Genomic DNA, 2,196 nt, shown 5'->3' with positions numbered 1-2,196 from the left:
CCCGAGCGCTCGCTGGTGGCGATCTTCACCAGGGAGCGGGGCGTGATCCTCGTGGCCCGGCTCGACATTCCCGCGGAGATCTCGCGCACGAGCCTCGCCGATCGCGGCTTCGGCCAGGCACTCGATCGCGCGGCTGGGGCGGGTGCCGACGCCGTGGTGTTGGTGGCCTACGACGCCCGGCCGGCCGGGTGGCTGGCCATGGACTCTGCCCTTGCCCTGACGACGCGCGCCGGCTTGGAGGTCTTGTTCGCGGCCCTGGTTGACGGTGACCGCTGGGCGCACGTGGGCTGTGACGAGCCGGAATGCGCATCGAGTTGGCGCGCGGTAGTGGCTGCCGCCGATTGCGGACCTGTGGCCGAGTTGGTCGGGATGGGCCGCGGCGTGCTGCCGGATCGCGCCAGCGCGATCGCCCGTCTCGAACCCGACCGAGCCTTCCAAGCGCGGCTGCCGGCGCTCAGTCGCCGGCAGCGAAGGACGCCGGTGCTGGCCACGAGCTGGTGGCAGGCCTTCTTCGACCTAGCGCAGCCGCTCGACGGGCCGGATGCCTACAACCCATCGCCGGAGGCGGTGATCAGCCTCGCGCGCAGTCTGCTCGACCGGGACTTCCGCGATGCGCTGCTCGCCCATCTGGCCCCGGGCATCCTGCCGTTGGGCGAGTTGCCTTTCGGTGCGGTGCTGCGCGCGCGGGCCGTCGGCGCGGGAGCGGTCGGCGATCACTCTCCGGTCGCTCACCCACAGGCCCAGCACCTGGTGCTGGCGAGGTGTCTGCTGTTGGCGACCCGCGCGCCGGAACCATTGTCCGCAGGTCCATACGTCGTGGCGAGCGTTCTCGCGGGCCGGCTGGGTGACGGAATGACGGCTCAGGCGGCTGTCGAGGCGGCGCTGCTGGCGGACCCCGGGCACGTGCTTGCCGGACTCATCCGGCAGTTGATCAGCATCGGGATCCTGCCCGGTTACCGCCCCAGAGCGGCCCGCCCGGGCGGGCCAGGGGAAGTGTCACCTCACGCGCCATACGGCCATGGCGTCGGGTAGGTTGGGCCGAGCAAGGGGCACCGCCCTGCGATGAAGGAGGAAATGGTGTCGATCGTCGTCGGCTTCGTGCCAACCAAGGAGGGGCGGGCGGCTATTGCCCGTGCCGCGGAGGAGTGCCGGCTCCGCGGCGTTCCCATGGTCATCGTCAATTCCGCCCGCGGCGGCCGGGACACCACCGCGTATGGCGCGGACTCGCCCGCCGAGGTCGAGCTCGCCCAACTCGTCGAGCAACTCAAGGCCGACGGCATCGATGTGTCGATGCGCGCACTCGTACGCGGGATGGAGCCCGCCGAGGACCTCATCGCGGTCGCCGAGGAGCTCAAGGCCGACTTCATTGTCATCGGCCTGCGCCGACGCACCCCGGTCGGCAAACTTATCCTCGGCTCGAATGCGCAGCGCATCCTGCTCGACGCCCCCTGCGCGGTGCTGGCCGTCAAGGCCGACTGACGCAGCGACGGAACAGGCGACGCGAGAGCGCATCGAGCGGGTCTCGCGCGGCTTCAGCGCCGTCGCGTGGGCGAGCAGCGATCCGGATCATGGCGCAGCAGTGGGCAGATTGCCCACCGGAATACGCGAACCCCGGTGCGCCGTTTTATAATGACGACAGCGGTCCGCGCGTGCCAGGCTCACCATCTTCTTCCCCTCGGTGCGCGGATCACCTGGGAACCCAACCACAGCAAGCTTCACCCGTCGCGGGTGCCTTCACCCTGTCTGCGACGACCACGATTTCTCCCCTGCGAAAGGTGTCGTGCCGCAAGTGCCACGAACGTCCGCACCCGCTTCCGAGCTGCCTCGCGAATTCACCCATGCCGCCCTCCAAGACCTGGTTCGCAAGGGCCGCACCGCCGGCTCGGTGACCGGCGAGGACCTCAAGAACGCCATGGCCGATGCCGGCGTGACCCAGCAACGACTCAAGGCCGTCGTCCGGGCCGTGGAGGAGCAGGGGATCGAGGTCGTCGTTGCGGCCCCGGCCAAGTCGGCGCGCCGCAGCGCGGTCAAGACCGCTGCGAAGTCGGCGACCGCGAAGGCGTCGGTAGCCACGCCCGAGACGGCCCCCACCAAGGCTGCGGCCACCCGGACTACCAAGGCCGCGTCCGCCAAGACCGCGGCAGCCAAGGCCGCGCCGGCCACGACCGGGGCAGCCAAGGCCGCGCCGGCCAAGAC

At 70.7% G+C, this 2,196-nt stretch carries 3 protein-coding genes; all 3 read left to right on the top strand.

Annotated elements, in window-relative coordinates; genetic code table 11:
- The coding region (locus PKH97_RS16100) for a DUF4192 family protein (protein WP_324388623.1) at positions 1-1,032 on the top strand (1,032 nt) is incomplete at its 5' end.
- Between the two features lie 45 nt (positions 1,033-1,077).
- Positions 1,078-1,479 (top strand): universal stress protein, encoded by a 402-nt coding sequence (locus PKH97_RS16095; protein ID WP_324388622.1) that lies wholly within the window; start codon positions 1,078-1,080, stop codon positions 1,477-1,479.
- A gap of 310 nt (positions 1,480-1,789) precedes the next feature.
- Positions 1,790-2,196 (top strand): RNA polymerase sigma factor region1.1 domain-containing protein (locus PKH97_RS16090; protein ID WP_324388621.1); only part of this gene is annotated, 407 nt, incomplete at its 3' end.

The organism is Nostocoides sp., from assembly GCF_035343835.1.
Classification (GTDB): Bacteria; Actinomycetota; Actinomycetes; order Actinomycetales; family Dermatophilaceae; genus Nostocoides_A; species Nostocoides_A vanveenii.
This window is presented reverse-complemented; position numbering and strand designations above follow the sequence as displayed.